The organism is Nitrospira sp. T9 (assembly GCF_052156535.1).
Taxonomy (GTDB): Bacteria; Nitrospirota; Nitrospiria; order Nitrospirales; family UBA8639; genus Nitrospira_E.
Map to the genome: position 1 here is coordinate 286,563 of NZ_JBQKUP010000038.1, position 18,223 is coordinate 304,785.

The 18,223-nt window shown below is 50.3% G+C and carries 16 protein-coding genes; 7 read left to right on the forward strand and 9 right to left on the reverse strand.

Annotated features, from left to right (window positions below):
* Window positions 1–495 precede the first annotated feature (495 nt).
* Window positions 496–1,170 carry a PKD domain-containing protein gene (locus ACTRXD_RS15135; protein WP_442432621.1) on the reverse strand — a complete coding sequence of 225 codons (675 nt, stop codon included), beginning with the start codon at window positions 1,168–1,170 and terminating at the stop codon, window positions 496–498.
* A 228-nt stretch (window positions 1,171–1,398) separates the two neighbouring features.
* On the opposite strand from ACTRXD_RS15135, the gene ACTRXD_RS15140 reads away from it, so the two are divergent.
* Together ACTRXD_RS15140 and ACTRXD_RS15145 are read left to right on the forward strand one after the other, a co-directional pair.
* Window positions 1,399–2,892 carry a glutamate--cysteine ligase gene (locus ACTRXD_RS15140; protein ID WP_442432622.1) on the forward strand — a complete coding sequence of 498 codons (1,494 nt, stop codon included), beginning with the start codon at window positions 1,399–1,401 and terminating at the stop codon, window positions 2,890–2,892.
* Window positions 2,889–3,905 (forward strand): succinylglutamate desuccinylase, encoded by a 1,017-nt coding sequence (locus ACTRXD_RS15145; RefSeq protein WP_442432623.1) that lies wholly within the window; start codon window positions 2,889–2,891, stop codon window positions 3,903–3,905. The genes ACTRXD_RS15140 and ACTRXD_RS15145 overlap by 4 nt, the downstream gene beginning before the upstream one ends.
* Before the next feature lie 268 nt (window positions 3,906–4,173).
* On the opposite strand, the gene ACTRXD_RS15150 is transcribed toward ACTRXD_RS15145, so the two are convergent.
* From ACTRXD_RS15150 to ACTRXD_RS15165, 4 genes are all read right to left on the reverse strand, one after another.
* The gene (locus ACTRXD_RS15150; RefSeq protein ID WP_442432624.1) at window positions 4,174–4,494 is read right to left on the reverse strand and encodes a hypothetical protein; all 321 of its coding nucleotides are present in this window, start codon (window positions 4,492–4,494) and stop codon (window positions 4,174–4,176) included.
* Between the two features lie 181 nt (window positions 4,495–4,675).
* Complete coding sequence (locus ACTRXD_RS15155; protein WP_442432625.1) at window positions 4,676–4,927, reverse strand: hypothetical protein; 252 nt, start codon at window positions 4,925–4,927, stop codon at window positions 4,676–4,678.
* A gap of 85 nt (window positions 4,928–5,012) precedes the next feature.
* Window positions 5,013–5,567: a hypothetical protein gene (locus ACTRXD_RS15160; RefSeq protein ID WP_442432626.1), complete on the reverse strand. Its 555-nt coding sequence runs from the start codon at window positions 5,565–5,567 to the stop codon at window positions 5,013–5,015.
* A 197-nt stretch (window positions 5,568–5,764) separates the two neighbouring features.
* A complete protein-coding gene (locus ACTRXD_RS15165) occupies window positions 5,765–7,144 on the reverse strand; it encodes a tryptophanase (protein ID WP_442432627.1) in 1,380 nt (459 codons plus the stop codon).
* On the opposite strand from ACTRXD_RS15165, the gene ACTRXD_RS15170 reads away from it, so the two are divergent.
* The gene (locus ACTRXD_RS15170) at window positions 7,128–7,535 is read left to right on the forward strand and encodes a hypothetical protein (RefSeq protein ID WP_442432628.1); all 408 of its coding nucleotides are present in this window, start codon (window positions 7,128–7,130) and stop codon (window positions 7,533–7,535) included. The genes ACTRXD_RS15165 and ACTRXD_RS15170 overlap by 17 nt on opposite strands.
* Before the next feature lie 200 nt (window positions 7,536–7,735).
* Here ACTRXD_RS15170 and ftsH read toward each other — a convergent pair whose 3' ends face one another.
* Window positions 7,736–9,562 carry an ATP-dependent zinc metalloprotease FtsH gene (ftsH, locus tag ACTRXD_RS15175; protein WP_442432629.1) on the reverse strand — a complete coding sequence of 609 codons (1,827 nt, stop codon included), beginning with the start codon at window positions 9,560–9,562 and terminating at the stop codon, window positions 7,736–7,738.
* Window positions 9,563–9,855: 293 nt separating this feature from the next.
* Between ftsH and rmuC the strand changes: the two genes are divergently transcribed.
* The 4 genes from rmuC to ACTRXD_RS15195 all read left to right on the forward strand — a co-directional run bounded on the left by rmuC (window position 9,856) and on the right by ACTRXD_RS15195 (window position 13,996).
* Window positions 9,856–11,241 (forward strand): DNA recombination protein RmuC, encoded by a 1,386-nt coding sequence (gene rmuC, locus ACTRXD_RS15180; RefSeq protein ID WP_442432630.1) that lies wholly within the window; start codon window positions 9,856–9,858, stop codon window positions 11,239–11,241.
* A 238-nt stretch (window positions 11,242–11,479) separates the two neighbouring features.
* Complete coding sequence (locus ACTRXD_RS15185) at window positions 11,480–12,040, forward strand: carboxypeptidase-like regulatory domain-containing protein (protein WP_442432631.1); 561 nt, start codon at window positions 11,480–11,482, stop codon at window positions 12,038–12,040.
* Window positions 12,041–13,020: 980 nt separating this feature from the next.
* A complete protein-coding gene (locus tag ACTRXD_RS15190; RefSeq protein WP_442432632.1) occupies window positions 13,021–13,743 on the forward strand; it encodes a DUF4197 domain-containing protein in 723 nt (240 codons plus the stop codon).
* Window positions 13,744–13,789: 46 nt separating this feature from the next.
* Entirely contained in the window at window positions 13,790–13,996 is a 207-nt protein-coding gene (locus ACTRXD_RS15195) for a DUF3565 domain-containing protein (RefSeq protein WP_442432633.1), read from the forward strand.
* 77 nt (window positions 13,997–14,073) lie between these two features.
* Here ACTRXD_RS15195 and ACTRXD_RS15200 read toward each other — a convergent pair whose 3' ends face one another.
* From ACTRXD_RS15200 to scpB, 3 genes are all read right to left on the reverse strand, one after another.
* On the reverse strand, window positions 14,074–14,355 hold the full coding sequence (locus ACTRXD_RS15200) for a MoaD/ThiS family protein (protein ID WP_442432634.1): 282 nt from the start codon (window positions 14,353–14,355) through the stop codon (window positions 14,074–14,076).
* Window positions 14,356–14,446: 91 nt separating this feature from the next.
* Complete coding sequence (locus tag ACTRXD_RS15205; protein ID WP_442432635.1) at window positions 14,447–17,254, reverse strand: FAD-binding and (Fe-S)-binding domain-containing protein; 2,808 nt, start codon at window positions 17,252–17,254, stop codon at window positions 14,447–14,449.
* A 106-nt stretch (window positions 17,255–17,360) separates the two neighbouring features.
* The gene (gene scpB, locus ACTRXD_RS15210; protein ID WP_442432636.1) at window positions 17,361–18,125 is read right to left on the reverse strand and encodes an SMC-Scp complex subunit ScpB; all 765 of its coding nucleotides are present in this window, start codon (window positions 18,123–18,125) and stop codon (window positions 17,361–17,363) included.
* Window positions 18,126–18,223 lie beyond the last annotated feature (98 nt).

The window sequence follows — 18,223 nt, forward strand, 5'->3', positions numbered from 1 at the left end:
GAAAGCTCGGCCAGTATGAGAGGAAACCGGAAAAGGGCCTATACCCCGTTGTAGGGGAAGCAATTATGGAAGAAGGTCGAACGTAGTTAGGTTTAAGAAGGAAAGTTTGCCCTTAGGCATAAGTCATTTTCTCCGACTGCATATGAGGTAAAGCCAAGCCCGTTGAATAGGCGGCCCCATTCTGTCGACTCTAATCGGATTAACTCTCACCTTCCCGACAGAGACATGCGAGTGTCTTGGAATTTTTTTGAAGGATCAGAAACAGATAGCTTGAATAGCTATCCCTTAAACATTCGCTTTGAATCCCACAGCACAATGGAAATCATAAAGTGATTGGATGGAAATCACCGTTACGACCAGAAAACACAGATTGGAAAACGGAGCCAATAATGGATTTAGAAGCCTAGCTGCATGATTAATGGCAAATGCCCTCCAACGGAAACCCTCAATAATGGAAGGGTTGACTGGCGCTGGATAGCATTGGATTTTCAAATACTAAAAATTTTTGATATACCATTGGTGATCCGCTTCCCATACAAACTCTACCTCTAAGGGAAATTGGATTTTCCCCATGGGCAATGGGTCGATTGATTTGGCCACCACCCGAAACCCTTGCCCATCTGTCAGTTGAAGGGGAACGGCAAATAGATTCGCGATCTCTCCTAAATGATCGGCCAGCACGGTCCAATCATGTCGCATGGCATCACGCCTTCTGGTAGCCACAAACGCGACAGCCCCATCAATATCCTGCTTCGCTAAGGCCCCCAGCATGCCAGACCATCGGGCATTGAGGTCAGCCTGGAGGTCTTCCGGATTCTCTACTACCACGTCAGCCGTCGCTTCAAAGGTTTGCCCCTGTGTATTGGTGACAATCACCCGAGGGGAAAAGTGTCCGGCACTTGAGAAGGTGACAGTCTGAGAATGGAGATGAGGCCCCTCTGCGTCAAATCTTCCATCGCCCTCATAATCCCAGGCTATCAGTTCCACCTCAGGGACCGAATCCGTAGACACTCTCAAGCTCACAGTGCTCGGTGCGACATCCCGCTCCGGGGAGGCCCGTATTTTCACTAGAGGAGTCCTGCTGTGATCCATCCCGTAGGCAATGCCGATCCCACACATGAGGACGAAAAGGGCACCAGCCGATTTCCTCAACCATAATACTGGCTTCATTTTCCGTTCTCCTTTTCATTTTTCTGCCGGCCCCTGTTTTCACGACAGCGGACTGGCAGGCCTCACTGAGGGACTTCACATAATCCTATTCGCCTCTATTTCGGAACTATTCATTGCTTTCATGAATATAACTTTCATGAAAGCCGGCCCCCTTCACGTGAGCCGGAACATGATTTGTCCAGGCGGGATTCTTTACCTTGTCCGGGAAATCAGGTATGAAACACTCCTATGGGTTTATGTATTGATCGCGACCAGTTTGACGAAGAGGATTTTACCCGGTTCGGACAACGGCTGATTCAAAGCTTGAAAGCTCTGAAGCATGTGGTGGAGCAGCCGGGATTTGGTGTCGGTCCACTCTCCATCGGGGCGGAACTCGAACTCTCAATTATCAATAGCGAAGGCCGGGCCTATCCCATTAACCGAACCCTTTTGAATTGCGCCCATGATGAACACCTCCAACTCGAGTTAGACCGGTTTAATTTGGAATACAATTTGTCTCCCGTTGCCTTGGCGGGCCATCCCTTTTCCCATGTCCGGGCGCAATTAGCGAACGCCATCCAATCATTGGAATATTGTGCGCAAAAATGGGGAGGACGCATTGCGCCGATTGGCATCCTGCCGACCCTCTGCGCCGAAGAACTGGATTCGCCGGTGCTGTCGGATCTCCCACGCTATCGTGCGCTCTCGGCAGGCCTTCGACGGTTGCGCGAAGGTCCATTTGCGATACACATCAATGGACCGGAGCCCTTAACGGTGACCTGTCCGGATGTCACCCTGGAAGGGGCCACGACCTCTTTTCAAATTCATCTTCGGGTGAATCCTCAGGATTTCGCTCAGGTCTTTAATGCGGCGCAACTGGTCACCCCCGTTGCCTTGGCTCTCGGTGCGAATAGTCCCATTTTTTTGCAGCATCGGCTGTGGGAAGAAACCCGCGTGGCCTTGTTCAAGCAAGCCATCGACAGTCGAAAAGTCCAACAAGGTGATTGGCATCAACCGGCCAGAGTGTCGTTTGGCCATGGATGGGTCCGTCGAGGCGCGTATGAGTTATTTGCCGAAGCCGTGGCGCTTCATTCCCCCTTGTTGCCGGTGATGAGTTCCGAAGAGCCCATGGAATGCCTCAGTCGAGGGCAACTGCCGCAGCTCGAAGAATTACGCCTGCACCAGGGAACCGTCTGGCGTTGGAATCGGGCAATCTATGATGCCGGTGCCAATGGACATTTTCGCGTCGAATTTCGATCCCTACCCTCAGGACCTACGCCGATTGATATGGCAGCCAATGCGGCGTTTGTGATAGGGCTGACCTTAGGCACGCGACAGCAGATCGAACAGCTCCTCCATCAGTTTCCGTTTGAATATGCGCACCGGAATTTTTATCGAGCTGCCGAATATGGGATGGAGGCCATGTTAGTATGGCCGGGTCAGCCAGGTCATGGGTTGCGCGAAATATCCGTGTGTGACCTGGCCGGGGAATTGTTGCCGGTAGCCGAGAAGGGCTTGGAGGAGAGCGGAGTGGAGAAGGAAGAAATCCACACCATGCTGAATGTGATCAGGGGTCGCTTGGAGACCCGTATGAATGGTGCTCGTTGGCAGGTCCATCGGTTGGAACAGTATGAAAGCCGGGGGCATGACCGTCCCACGGCTCTCACGCACATGCTCGAAGATTATCTGCGATCCGCACATACGGGCTCGCCTGTTTCACACTGGAGTCTGAATCCCGAATGAACCTCGCACGACCTATACCCAGGTGGGAAGCACCCACACCACAAGACGTGGGGCATACAGTGGAAGAGTTTCTGATAAAGCTGGGGGAACCCACTTTTCTTTGGCTTCCGGGCTTGGATACCACGCGCACCCGCGCCGTCTGTACCTTATTACATGGGAATGAACCCTCAGGCGTGCGCGCCCTTCATCGATGGTTCCGGGAAGGACGACAACCCCAAGTCAATATGCTCTGTTTTATCGGGTCCATTGAAGCGGCCTTGACCAGACCAATGTTTTCTCATCGATACGCACCAGAAGGGAAAGATCTCAATCGGTGTTTTCGATCTCCGTTTCAGGGACAGGAAGGGACCATCGCCCAAGCCATCCTCCACGAACTGCATCAGGCCCAACCTGAAGCCTTGATTGACTTTCATAACACCTCGGGCCGAAGTCCGGCATATGGTGTGACCACCCTGAACCGGGAAACCCATGAAACGTTGACGGGAGTCTTTTGTGATCATCTGATTGTGACCGATTTGCGGTTAGGCACATTAATGGAAGCGACGGAATACGACTGGCCCACCGTCACCATTGAAGCAGGCTGGGCACAAGATCCACAGGCCGATGAGCTGGCCTTCCGCGGATTAACACGGTATGCCATGGCCAAGAATTTTTCAGATATCTCATCACCGGTCACCGTGCTCCATCATCCCATTCGGGTGGAACTGCAGGAAGGGGCCACCGTGGCCTATAACGGTGGACCGGTTTCCGAAGTGGATCTCACCCTTCCTTCAGATGTGGATCGATTGAATTTTGGAATGTGGTCTCCGCAGGAGACACTGGGTTGGGTCGGGGCACGAGGCCTGGATGTCCTGTGGGCCAAGAATGCGAGGGGACAAAACGTTAGCAAAGCGATTTTCTCCGTGCACAACGGCGAACTTCGATTGGCTCATCCCAGCCGGCTCATGATGGTCACGACAAACGCAGAAATCGCCCAAAGCGATTGCCTCTTTTATATCCTTCCTGATTCGTAAAAAACAAAGTTTTTCGATCGACCTAGAGCGAAAGACCTTTAAAATCTCACGTTGATTGTGGTGTCCGATCCCTGGCGTTGGGGCAAAAGCTCTGTGGCTAAAATTTGTTTTGTCGGTGAGGAGGGCGGAATTATTTTGTTAGGTAACCTATGCAGCTATCATAATTCTATGGACAGGATCCAGGTGGAGGTCGTGTAAACATTCCCGTCGTTGCGTTCGCAACTCATCAGACACTAAATTTGAAAGTAACTCCATGATTTGAGGACGCTTACAGGACTTTCAATTTTTTTATAATTTCCTCACATGCTTTCACTATATCACCTAGTGCAGACTCAAGATATTCTCGTTCTTCGCGTTCGACTCGTTCCAAATATGATGCACTACACTCTAATTTTAGAGCCTCTAACGGTAGATGATCAGTTTCACTTTCAGTCGCCCTAATTTGATCGAAACTTTCGTCCTCTCCCAATCCAATATAGTCCTTTAATCCCACCAGTCGACGACAGCCCACCAAAGGATGAAGAGTACCCTTGATGATGGCCGAGGCAATGTCGATAGCTTCTTGACGTTTAGATTTATCGTTATCCATGAGTATTGCCCCGAATATCCATCGTCTGGAATCTCATTGTAAGTTTTCCTAAAATACAAAAACATCCTTTGGGAATAGCAGCCTAAGAAGGACGAAACGGTTATCTTCAAAAATTAATATTGGACTGCGTGAATATTCTTTTCTGATTCTCACTTTACTTACGGAACGATCGTTCGCATGGTTATTCCACCATCCCGTATTGCGCGGTGAAATGTCGGAGAAAGGGCGCTTGTTCCAGAAATCGAAAGGGCTTCAAGCCTTCACGCCGCCGGAACGCTTCTTCCACCACCTCCACGATATAATCCACATGGCTCTGGGTGTAGACCCGCCTGGGAATCGCCAACCGAACAAGTTCACGAGGGCCCGGCTCTTCTTTCTCGGTTTCGGCATTGCGCTTGCCAAACATGGCGGTGCCGATTCTAACCGCTCTCATACTCGCTAAAAAATACTCAGGGGGGCGTGAGACTTCTTACTCGGCTCAAATCCTCCTACAAGCAGTACATCACCTCAAAGCTATCCTAATTTTTGGTGCAGCGGGGGTCTGCTTGTTGAATGGCCGCGATCTTCTGATCATCGAACGGGATTGGAGCGCACCCATGCCCCTTTTCGCATACGAAGTCAAACCTGGCCGCCGGTTGATGACAACTTAAGCACGTGACCCCTTGCGAGACATTGACGACGTTATCTCCCCGATCCGCAATCTTGGTGCCTTCTTTGGAGACTTCCAAAAAGAAAAATTCCCAGCCGTTCGTTTTGGGAAACTTGTCATGCGAATGCTTCACCATGGCTTCCTGAGGAACAAGTTGCAGAATGGTTCCAACCGGATACTCGGTCTCCGGCACGCTGTCACGTAAGATACGCTTGGCCTCCTTCAGTTTTTCCGGATCGTCGTGCTTGATGCGCGTATTCCTGACTTTCGGCCAATCGAGAATGCAACCGAACGTGTCTTCGGACACGGTCACCTCCTGAGCCGCCACGCTATACGCCAGACAAAGCACGAGTCCCGCAGCAAGAACGCCCCGCTTACACACATACGATGTGAATCGGGAAGTGAGCGAAATGAAGGAACGCATGACCGTACTCCTTTCGTTTTGGTTTCCTCCTGGACTGGCGTCCCGGGAAAATAAAGAATTCTTTGATCCCACTGAATCAATTCGTATTTCACCAATACCTGTCAATTGTGCGATGCATCATACCTCAGCGCGAAAGAGCTAAGGAACAACTGCCATTTGTGCTTCATACCGCACTTCTACATTGTTCGTTCGCATGGTTATTCGACCATCCCGTATTGCGCGGTGAAATGTCGGAGAAAGGGCGCTTGTTCCAGAAATCGAAACGGCTTCAAGCCCTCACGCCGCCGGAACGCTTCTTCCACCACCTCCACGATATAATCCACATGGCTTTGGGTATAGACCCGTCTGGGAATCGCCAACCGAACAAGTTCACGAGGGCCCGGCTCTTCTTTCCCGGTTTCGGCATTGTGCTTGCCGAACATCGCAGTGCCGATTTCCACCGCCCGAATGCCCCCCAACACGTATAACTCCACACAAAGCGAAATACCCGGCAGATCGAGTGGTTGGAGATGCGGTGCGAAGCGGGCCGCATCCAGGTAAATGGCATGCCCACCGGGCGGGCGCAGGGTCGGCACACCCGCTTCATGTAAATGGTTGCCCAGATACCCCGTGGAGGTAATGCGATACTGGAGATAATCTTCCTCCACGCCTTCTTTCAATCCTTCGGCCATGGCTTCCAAATCGCGTCCGGCCAAGCCCCCATAGGTGGGAAACCCCTCAGTTAAGATCAACAAGTTCTGCTCTTGTTGGGCCAACTCGGCGTTGCGAGTGGCAAGAAATCCGCCGATGTTCACAATGGCATCTTTTTTTGCGGACATCGTACAGCCATCGGCCAGATCGCACATTTCGCGAACAATGTCGCGGACCATTTTGTCCCCATATCCCGGTTCGCGCAGTTTAATGAAATAGGCATTTTCTGCAATCCGGCAGGCATCCAGGTATAACGGTCGGTCAAAGGCGCGACAGACCTCGGCCACTTCTCTGATGTTGGCCATCGAGACCGGTTGCCCTCCACCGGAATTATTGGTGACGGTGATCATCACCAAGGGAATACGGTCGCGCCCTTCTTTTTGAAAAACCGTGCGAAGACTTTCAATATCCATATTGCCTTTGAAGGGAAACTCACTGGGGAGATCGGCCAATTCGCGACAGGGCACATCTACCGCCCGGGCTCCACAAAATTCCACGTTGGCCCTGGTGGTATCGAAGTGCGTATTATTGGGAACCACGTCACCGGCCTTGCAGATGGTGGAAAACAAGATGCGTTCCGCCGCCCTTCCCTGATGGGTCGGAATGACAAGCGGGAATCCCATGAGTTCCTGTACCGCGGCTTCAAACCGGTAAAAGGAAGGACTTCCCGCATAACTTTCATCCCCCCGCATGATAGCCGCCCACTGCCTGGCACTCATGGCCCCTGTACCACTATCGGTCAGGAGATCGATCAGGACATCATCAGAGTGCAGCCGAAAGACGTTATAACCGGCTTTAGCAATTAATTCCCGACGTTCGGTTTCTGTCGTCATCCGGATATGTTCGACCATTTTGATACGAAAGGGTTCAATGATCGTGTTAAACATCCTCAGTCCTCCGGTTATGCTGGTCGCTTTATTTCAGGATCCGGGAAAAGCCCATCCTTCCCAGGCACCGAAATCATATCATCTTCTGGAAAAACATCGAACTATTGATGACTCGACGATTCCCGCCTCTATTTCAGGGTCTGTTGAAAAAAGCCGCCAGCGGCGTTCTCGCCATTTTCCCGTGCTCACGTACTACGCCTACGCTCCGCGCGTAAAAACGGCTGCGGCCTTTCCTTCGAGGGGCCTCAGGACAGGACTGGACGGACCCTTCGGGAAGACTCAGGGCATGCTTTTTTTAACCGACCCGGAGCCTTTGATGAGTAATCTAATCCTGGGCAAATTTGCCCTTGAACATCCTTATTATTCAACACTCCCTTTTATGAAACATTGAGGCTAACCGGCTTTCTTGAGGAATTGGGTGGGATAAATTCCTGATCTGCAATCCCCGAACAAGACAAGGAGACCGACACTGCGGGATGTTTTGGAATGGTGTTTTTCCTGCCGGGTCTGAACGTCAGACCCGGCAGGAATGAATTGGAAATGTCAGCGTGGAGGTATTCGGTACCGAAAACCTCATGTTGTCGATTGGAACTAGCCTGGAATGGGTTCTTCTTCCTTGACGTGAAGAAGCGCCATCAACTCTTCTCCGGTCATTACTTCCGCCTTTAACAAGGTCTCAGCCCCGTTCAACAGGACCGGCCGAAGCTTTGTCAGCAATTCCCGGACGCGATTGCCTTGTTCTTCAATAAGTCGGCGCACCTCTTGATCGACCTGTTGAGCGGTGTGCTCCGAATAGGTTGGGGTCGCATGTGACTCCATATTTTTCAAAAACGTCGGCTGAACGGATTCATCTAAGGCCACCGTTCCCAACTTATCGCTCATCCCATAATCCTTGACCATCCGTTTGGCGATGGTAGTGGCTTTTTGCAAATCATCAGCCGCTCCTGTAGAGGCCTCGCCAAAGACCAACTCTTCGGCCATACGCCCCCCTAACAAGACGGCAATGCGATTTTCTAATTCGGAACGGGTGAGTAAATAGCGGTCTTCAACGGGGAGCTGTAGCGTATAGCCCAAAGCTGCAATGCCACGGGGAATGATCGAGATTTTTTGGACGGGATCACATCCGGGCAAGGACATTGCCACTAACGCGTGCCCGACCTCATGATGAGCCACTCGTTTCCGTTCTTCCACACTGAGGACGCGGTTTCTCTTTTCCAAACCGGCAATGACCCGTTCCACGGCTTCTTCAAAATCCCTGTGTTCGGCCGTCTCCCGACTTCGTCGAATGGCCAGGAGGGCAGCTTCATTCACCACATTGGCCAGGTCGGCACCAACCATTCCCGGAGTCATGGCCGCAATTTTGTCTAAATCGACATCAGGAGCCAGCTTGATGGATTTGGCATGTATAGCCAGAATAGCCGCTCTTCCGGGCCGATCGGGGCGATCAACCAGGACCTGTCGATCAAAACGGCCTGCACGGAGCAAGGCCTGATCAAGAATTTCAGGACGATTGGTTGCGGCCAGCATAATGACCCCCACACGAGGATCAAACCCATCCATTTCCACCAGTAATTGATTGAGGGTTTGCTCCCGTTCTTCGTGCATCATGGGCCCCGTTCCCCTGGCTTTTCCCAGTGCATCCAACTCATCAATGAAAATGATACAGGGTGCTTTAACCATGGCCTGTTCAAACAAATCTCGCACCCTGGCTGCTCCCACCCCCACAAACATTTCCACAAATTCCGATCCACTAATGGAGAAAAACGGCACACCGGCTTCTCCCGCAATCGCTTTCGCCAGCATGGTTTTCCCTGTGCCCGGCGGCCCCACCAAGAGCACACCCTTGGGAATCCGTCCCCCGATCCTCGTAAATTTTTCCGGCGTCTTTAAGAACTCGACAACTTCCATGAGTTCCACTTTGGCTTCATCGACTCCGGCCACATCACTCATACGCGTCTTGATATCGCTTTCAATATAGACTTTAGCCTTGGATTTCCCGATTCGCATAAAACCGCCACCCGCCCCTTGTCCCATCTTTCGCAAAATCCAAAACCAGATCCCGGCAAAAACCAGAATAGGGACGACCCAGGAAGCCACGTCTTTCCACAGTGTGCTGACGATCACACCGGCATATTCCACATGTTTGTCTTCCAGTAAGGACACTAACTCAGGATCATCGACGCGCACCGTCTGAAACCAGTGGGGATCCTCTTCCCCTTTTTCAGATTTTAATTTTCCGTGAATGACTTTGTCGGTTATGGAGATCTCGGCGACCTTATCTTCTTGAACCCAGGCTTTAAATTGACTATAAGGCACCTCATCCATATGTTGGGCGGCAAAATACATTTCCTGGAGAATAATGAGTCCCCAGAATGCAATAATGAAATACCAAATAGAGACACGATATTTTTTTTCCATATTTGCTATCCTAACCTCTGTTCCTGCGTGACCCTGAATCGCATGAAGTGAACATAATCCTACTGTACCCAAGAATCAGAAATACGTCTATCGAAATGGGTCAAAATTCTTCCCTGATCAATTATTCCCGGCGGCAAACCTTGCCATCGGCCCCGTACGTATATGGGCAGGGGGTTGAAAACCGTGAGGATCTCTTTCAAGTCTATGTGCTGTAAGGCACGTTCGGAGTCCGGCTGAATTCTCTCTTCTCAAGCATGATCGCCTCTTACGAACCTCAGCTATTATGGATTCTCTTGGCCGGCTTGCTGATCGGAGGGACCATCGCGTGGGCCATTTGCTCCATTGTCTATCGAGGAAGGAAGGTCCAAGCCTTACAAGAGACCGCCACCCGATTTGCAGCGGCCCAAGCCCAAACAGGAGAACTTCGGACCCAACTCGCCACTCTGCAGCAGGAACGTGAACGAGTCTATCAAGAATTTCGTCTGATGGAAGTGGCCAAAGTGTCAGCCGAAACACATCTTGAAAATACGCAACGACACTTAGCCGAACAGCGGGCCCTGCTGGAGGATGCAAAATCGACTTTGTCGGATACCTTTCGCTCTTTAGCCTCCGAAGCCCTGGCGGGGAACAATAGGGGGTTTTTGACCCTGGCCGAGGAAAAGTTCAAAGCCCTGAAGGATGAAGCGACGGCTTCCTTCGACCAACGCCAGACCTCCATTGAATCCTTGTTGCAGCCGCTGACCGAATCCCTACGTACCTACCAAAAAGAATCGCAAGCCTTAGAAGATAAGCGGCTTCGTGAACTCAGTGTCGTGGGCGAACAGTTACGCCAATTGGCTTTCTCCCAGACCACCCTTCAAGCTGAAACATCCAAATTGGTGAATGCCTTACGATCACCCCAGGTTCGAGGACGCTGGGGAGAAATCGCGCTTCGAAGGACCGCTGAGTTGGCCGGCATGTCAGAAAACTGCGATTTTTTTGAACAGGAAAGTGTTTCCACCGAAACCGGGCGCTTGCGTCCCGATATGATCGTCAAACTCCCGGCAGGAAGAGATGTGGTGGTCGATTCCAAAGTGCCGCTCAGTGCCTTTTTAGATAGCCTGGAAGCGCACACGGACGAAGACCGGGAAGCCGCCCTCAATCGACATCTCGGCCAGGTAAAACGCCATATCAGCCAATTAGCCTCAAAAGAATATTGGGATCAATTTCCAGCCGCTCCGGAATTTGTGGTCTTATTTATACCCAATGATTCGTTTTTAGCTGCCGCGGCCGAACGCGACCCTTCCCTCGTCGAGTCGGCCTTAACGAAAAAAGTCGTCATCGCCACACCCACCACCTTCATTGCCCTGTTGCGGGCCATTGCCTACGGCTGGCGCCAGGAACAAGTGGCGGAAGGGGCCCAACGGATCAGTATCCTCGGACAAGAACTCGCTGATCGACTGGGCACTCTGGCAGCACATTTTGGGAGAATTGGACAAGCGTTAGGTCGGACCGTCGAATCCTATAATGCGACGGTCACCTCATTGGAGAATCGGATCTGGCCCACGGCCAGAAAATTCAAATCCCTTGGAATCAGCGCCAAAAAAGACCTCATGGACCTCAAATCCGTCGGGCATATGCCAAGACCGCCTGGGGAAATGGAACCATCCCCCGAAGACCTTCCACCCGCATCGCCATAAGTTGAGAGCACATTTTCTCTCCCGCTTTCTTCAAATGACATCCGTAATTCCTTACAAAAGGTTATGCCTGAATCGGGTCTGCTCAGTTCTTTCTGCCTGCCCGTAAACCCTGGGGACAGAGTTTGATCAATTCCTATTAGCGCTATTTTTAAGTACTCAAAAATTGTTATTATCTATATTCATTCGAGGGTTTGTTTAATGGATTAAGCTTTATTTTGGAAAGGATGAGGTGTGGCCCGTGGGACCTGGAATTACCAGCAGATCGACAACAGATTGGGAAAATGGCTTAAAAGCAGAAAACAACGAGTTGTCTGTGTCGTTGGGATTGGGTGCATGTCTTTTGATGATTCTAAGTTTGGTAGCCCTTTCAACCTCATCCTGGGCCGCCGCAGGTGAAGGCTCAGAAACTCTCGGCAAGTTTTTAGAAATTCCACTGAAAGATGGAAGCATCCCGGATAAACTCAGGTTTCCCCTCCATGAGCAGAATGCTGTTCAATATTTCAGCGCCGGATTAGGTAAGGAGGAACGGAGCCTGTCCTACCCGCCCTATTCCCTTAAATTGATCTTTGTGAAAGGTGAACGCGCTTTTTTAGCTGGTGTGGCGGTTGAGGTGATTAACTCAGATCAGACGACCCTGGTATCTATTCCAGGGGAAGAGGTACAAGGTCCTTGGTTATTCCTCAACCTTTCTCCCGGCAAATATGTTGTCAAAGCAACCGATTCAGGTGGGACCACTATTGAAAAAAGCATTACACTATCTGGAGATAAGACCACCCCTGTTCACTTTCGTTGGCGGTAAGACGATTTTTCTCATCCGGGAATCGTCCTGATTATAGGTTTTTTGGCCCCCAAACTATCGGGGTTTTAAAAAGCCACCATCCACTCGGTGACCATCTTCATTAATTTTACATTGCGATAATTATACTTAAATTAAAAAACTTAAGAATAATAACTGTATACATGTTCAATCTATATAATTATTAAAGGTTTATTCACATTCATGGAAGTTATTGATGTTTCTCATTATACAATTATGAGGATTTTTTAATATTGGATTAATCTTGACTTAAGATCAAAGAGCTATATCTATCAACAAGACGTTTTAATACATATGTTATGATAAACAGTAAAAAGGAGATACATATGGGACATTTCGGAATACAGAAAAAGACCCCAACACTTGGGAAAAGTCCCATTAAGCGAGAAGAAGTTCACTCCGCTCCAAGCACTAAAACGGTGGATCCAAGGCATTCGGACACCTGTACACGATGTGGGGGATTTATGGTTTCCCATTGGTGCATGAATGTGAATTATGATGCCGGTGGAATGGAAATCCTGACCAAACGCTGTTTGCAATGCGGTGAAGTCATTGATCCCGTAATTCTGGAAAATCGCCTCAACCCTCAACGGGAGGCGATGAAAAAGAAAACCCGTCCACTCCTCTCTAGGCCCCTAGCATCATCAAATAAGGGCAGAGGATCCGGGATGAGTTGTACTCCTATAGCCTAAGTTTAAGGCATCTCACACTCCAGGGTGCTTTTGAACCACCCACGAGGAAGAGCTGGGCTTTGCCTTCTGAGATTTGAGGACTGCTTATGTTTTTTAGTCTATCCTCCCCAGGATAATCCCAGGGCGCAAGCGTCCCCCCTCTTCCTTGTGGGTCCCATCTCACAGGAACGGAATGAGATGCATCGCTTCTGATAGTCTTTACCCCCCATTCCCGTTTTACTCCATTTACCCTCCTGGTCCATTTTTCCTTTTTCAGAAGAGGAGTGAACAATGATTATATCTCCCGTCATCATGAGTGTTCTCCTCTTCCTCCTTCCGCAAGTCGCCCTCGCACAACTTGGTGACTTTATGAAAGAGATCGACAAATTGTCTCTTCCTGGGGCAAAAACCCTCGGAGATGACAAAATAATTTCTGGCCTTAAAGAAGCTCTGATCGTCGGAACGGAAAATACGGTGAAACTTACTGGTAACACAGACGGCTTTTTGAAAAATGAAGCTATTAAAATCTTACTACCTGAAAAACTTCAATCCATGGATAAAGCGCTTCAACTGGCCGGATTCGGGCCCCAAGTTGATGAGTTAGTGGTTAGTATGAACCGGGCCGCCGAGCAGGCCGCTCCCTTGGCCAAACCCATATTCAAAAATGCGGTCACCAACATGAGCTTTGACGATGCTAAGAAAATTCTGGATGGAGGAGATACCGCCGCGACTGATTATTTTCAAGGTAAAACACGCGATCAACTTGCCACGGCGTTTAAACCTGAAGTGGAGAAGACGATGAGCCAAGTCGGGGTCACCACGCAATACAAGGAATTGGTGGGACAATATACGATGCTACCGTTTGTCAAAGTCCCGGCATTTGATCTGGATGACTATGTTGTCGGAAAAAGTTTAGACGGGCTATTTCACACACTAGCCCAGGAAGAGCAAAAAATCAGGACTAACCCTTCAGCGCGCATTACTGATTTACTTAAGGATGTCTTTAGCAAATAATTTACAAATCCATCATGGTCCCCCATCATAAAAATTTGAGAGAAAAATGAACCAGCCGATTATCGGGTTTCACCAAGATGACGTGAATGATTGGGTAGCAGATTTGGCTTGCGGCCATGGGCAGCATGTTCGACATCAGCCTCCCCTCAGTTTTCGCCCATGGGTTCAGACACCAGAAGGACGTCGAGCCCACCTCAAAACCATCCTCAATTGCAAAAAATGTGACGAGGAGGCATCCCTTCCTTCACAATAGACAACCTAACCGCACTTTCTCCCGTCCATAAACTTTCCTCCTGCCAAATATAAGGATACATCGCATACCGTGCTCTATTAAGGATTATGCCACATCGCACCGTCCGCAAGGTTGTCACCTCCCTGGTGAGTGATTTTCAGGATGTCCCCATTTTTCACTTTGGCTTCCAAGGTGGAAATTTTCTGATTAATCGTCAACATGAGTTCATTGGCCTGGAGGAAAGGCATTAATCCTTGAAAGTGATCGGGGAAATCCTCTAGCAATTGCCGAATCGTAGTGGCGTTTTCCAAGCTAATTTCAACTTCCGGGTCTTCAACCGCTTCACGAAGCGAAAGGCCAAATATCAATACTTTTACCATTCGATGTTCCTCATGCAAAAATGAAAATCCATCCCGTTTCCAACTATCACAATGATAGCCCGCCAGAGTACCCCATCTTATACTTATACCTTTACTTCCTCCCTGGATGCTCCCGCATGACCTGCGCAATATGCTTGACCTCTGCTATCCCCCGAAGTCCATTTTTTAACTGAATCATACATGCAGGGCAACTCGTTGCCACTACCTGTGCCCCGCTCTCTTGAATAGCCCGCTTCTTACGTTGGAAAATCTTCTGAGAGGTTTCATAATTTTTGACGATATACGTACCCGCTCCCCCCGCGCATCGATCGGCATCCTGCATTTCGACAAATTCAAGGTCAGCCACAGAGGCTAACAAGTCCCTGGGTGCCTGGGACACACCCGCGGCACGAAGATGGCACGAAGAATGGTACGTCACTTTCTCCAACTTCCCATCGGCCGATACCGGGGTTGAGTGCATATTGGCTGACGACATCCCCTGTTCAACAAGAAATTCAGAGATATGCTTCACGCGTTTGGATAAATCAATGGCTGCGGCTTCCTCCGGCTCTCCATGAAAAAGCGTGGCATAATCTTTCAGACTTAACGTGCACGACGCACAACTGGTGATCACGGTGTCATACGATGCCAGGTGAGCCAGATTTTCTCGCGCGCCTTCTTTTACCAAATCCCGTAACCCGTAGGTTTCAATCGGCGTCCCCGAGCATCGTTGAGGTGGAAGAGCGACCTTCACACCGTAGTCAGCTAAAAGCCCGATCACAGCATCCCCGACTCCATCCTCAAAATAATTGGCCGCACACCCGTGAAAATACGCGATTGAGGCCTGCCGGAGATGTTCAGAGTGACACAGCTCAGGATACCGATCACGCAAATGCCGTTTAGCAAACATCGGCAGAACCATATCTCGGGGAATCTTTGCCGTGGGAGCCAACTTTCGCAATACAGGCCGAGTCATTTTTTCCAACATGCCTCGAAGAACCGGACGATCCCAAAAAGATTGGGTCCATGCCAGGAGTTTCAACAGGGGATGAAAAATCCATTGACGGGCATGGAGAGCAAACACCCAACCGGCCAGTTCGTTGGGATGCTCCGCCCGTCGTTGAAGAATCAGTTCGGACACATCGACCCCGGCGGGACAAATAGTCCGGCAGGACTTGCAATTCAAACAGGCGTCGACCACCCGTTCGGATTGAAGGTACGAGTAGTCCGAAGCCGTCACAATTTCGAACCAGCCGCGCGCACTCATATCTTCAGACTGAAACACATCATACACCGGACATACGGAATTACATTTTGCGCACGTTGCACAGGGTTTGCCCATGCGCTCCACATCAATATGTTCCGTAAACGAGGTATCACTGATTTTCACACCGGGATTCATCATGCCCTGTGGATCGAACGCCTGCTTCACTCGAACAAAAATTTGATACACCTCTTCCCCATACATCAAGCGAACGGTCTCGGCGCGAATACGCCCGTCTCCATGCTCTCCACAAATTGATCCGTCAAACCGGTCTAAGACCGTCTGGTGAATCTCCCGGTGAGCCTCAACCATGGCATCAACATCATGTTGATTGTGCAAATCAAGCAGCGGCACAATATGAGCATTGCCATTTCCCACATGTCCAAAGATGGCGACCGGCACCGATCGTCCTCCAAAGTATTCTTCCAAATACCGGATCAACTCACCGGTGCGTGCGGCCGGCACGACCACATCATCGACAAAATTGATGGGCTTTTTTTGAGGATCAAATCGATAGAGCATCGGAAACAACGCCTTGCGGGCTTTCCACAATTCCCCTTGCTGGGCTGGATCCGACGCCAACCTCACCTCCCCGGTGAGCGGAAATCTTTCGCACATCTCCATCAAACGATGACGACGATCTGCACCTCCGCCTTCATCAAATTCAATGAGCAGCGTCGCCGCTGCATCGGATGGAATGCCATAGCGATTTCGCCCGATCAAATCTAACGAATTTCCATCCATCACCTCCAAGGCATTGGGGTTCAATTCCAATAAATGGGGAACCGATTCGCCCATACCATCCAGATGTCGAAAATGGATGAGACCCGTCACGGTGGCATCAGGGCGTTTAACCAACTTGACGGTTGCTTCACTCATAATGCCAAGTGTTCCCTCGCTCCCGATAAATAATTTTTGAACCTCAAAGACGCCCCGTTCCAGTCCATCGACCAAATCAAAGACGTTATAGCCTGAACTGTTCTTACTCACCTTCGGACGCCTGGCGCGGATCAACGCTTGGTCCTCTTGGATCATGGTCCACACCGCCTTTAGGGATGGAAATCCGTTCAACAGGGATGTATGAGCCGGGCCTCCAATAGAAACAGATTGGGCGTCAAGCCAACCCTCAGTAAGCAGCCGAATCCGGAGAGTATGAACGTTGTCCTTGACCGATCCATAGCGAAGCGTATGGGGACCGGCCGAATTGTTGCCGAACATACCTCCTAATTTGCACATATCCCCGCTTGAAGGATCCGGCCCATACATCAACCCCATAGGGGCCAACTGCTTATTAAATTCGGATAACACCAGGCCTGGTTGCACTCGCGCCCACTGCTCGTCGCGATTCACTTCCAGCAATCGATTCATTCGGGAGATATCCACGATAATGCCGGCTCCGATGGCTGATCCGGTCAGATTCGTTCCGGCAGCCCGTGGAGTCAGAGGCACTCCAATCTTGACGGCATACTCCATCACGGCATCAATGTCTTCCTCTGTTTCAGGAAGCACAACAACCTGTGGCGGAATTTTGTAGATACTGGCATCGACGGAATAGGCTTTCAGCGTGGCCCAATCCCACCGAACCTTATCCTGGCCCAATTGTTTGGCTAAATCGGGCCCCAGAGAAGATTTCTTTTCAGGTAGCAACAACGGCATAGGAACTCATTCTGCTCCCTATGAGGATGGCGCACAACCCTTGTCAGAGAGAAAACAGGAAGGAAAACAAACAGACCACAGCAGGACGCGTGGCCTCACGGTCGATTTAAGCAGAAAGATCGGAAACCCGGGCCTCTCCCTCCTGTTCCTCAGGGGCAAAAGGAAGCTCCATAGGAAATTGTTCCGGGCTACCCAACTCTTTGAGTTCTTTCAGCGGAGGTAAATCTCGTAAGTCCCGCAGACCAAAACGCTGAAGAAACTGTTTGCCGGTTCCATACAAAATCGGTCGGCCCGGGATATCCTGCCGTCCAACGATTCGAATTAACTTCTGATCCAGGAGGGTACGCAACACACCAGAGGTTTCTACGCCTCGAATTTTTTCAATATCTGCTCTGGTAATGGGCTGTTTATAACTCACAATTGCCAGGGCTTCCAGTGCCGACCGGGAAACCTTGCCTGCCGGTTTGGCCTTACTGGTCAATCGTTTGATATACAGACTCTGCTCAGGTCGCGTTACCATGACATATCCGCCGGCCACTTCCAAAATCTGCAAGCCACGGCCTGACGTCTCATACTCGGCTTGAAGATCCTGCATTGCGCTTTTAACGGAAGATTTAGGGACCCCTTCGAGAACTAGCGCCAGCTTCTCAAGACTCAGAGGATCATGCGAAACAAAGAGCAGGGCCTCAAACGCAGCTTTGAGTTCATCAACGTCCAACGCCGGTTCCTGGTCTACAATCCCGGAATCCTTCGCTTCTTCTGCGTCCTGGCCTTCATTTTTGACTTCTGAGGCCTCGCTTAAAGTAAGGTCTTCCGTCACCTCGGCATCGGAAGTGTCCGAAGGTTGGTGTCCATTGGAGAGTGCATCCATAATTATTGAGTCCTCCTCTGCGGACTGAACCCGATCATCCCACGTTGCCCCATGCCTAATTCCCTCAGGCCATTCTTACATCCCCCCATTCGTCCTCC